The following is a 453-nucleotide window of genomic DNA, read 5'->3' as shown; positions in this document are numbered from 1 at the left end:
GCGCGGCTATGTGCACGTGGTCGGCTCGCCGCGCGGCATCGGCGCATCCGACGCTGGCGGATCGAGCGAATGGGACGCCTATGACGTGATCGAATGGATCGCCGCGCAGCCCTGGTGCGACGGGCAGGTCGGCATGGTGGGGATCGGTGCCTTTGCGGCCGAGCAATATGCCGCCGCCAAGAAGCAACCGCCGCATCTCAAGACCATCTTCGCCTATGACGGGCGCGGCGCCTACGGTCCCTATGGCGGCTTCCGGCAGCAATATCCCGGCGGCGTCATGCATCTGTTCCGCTATCATTGCGACCACTTTTCCGCCGTCCATACGACAAGGGGGGCGCCCGGTGCGCTCACGCCAGACATGGAGGCGATGTGGCGTGAAGCCATGGAAAACCCGGATTACCGCATGTATCCGCATGTCTTCAACGTCGTCGCCCAGAAGGGCCAGCACATGCC

The 453-nt window shown here is 64.7% G+C and carries 1 protein-coding gene; it reads left to right on the top strand.

Annotated features, from left to right (window positions below; genetic code table 11):
* On the top strand, nucleotides 1–453 hold a 453-nt coding region (locus tag AC1D0P_RS29425; RefSeq protein ID WP_477679963.1), incomplete at both ends, for a CocE/NonD family hydrolase.

It is taken from the genome of Polaromonas sp. P1_G2 (genome assembly GCF_056405515.1).
The sequence above is the reverse complement of the archived record's forward strand: the minus strand, read 5'-3'. Positions and strand labels throughout refer to the sequence as shown.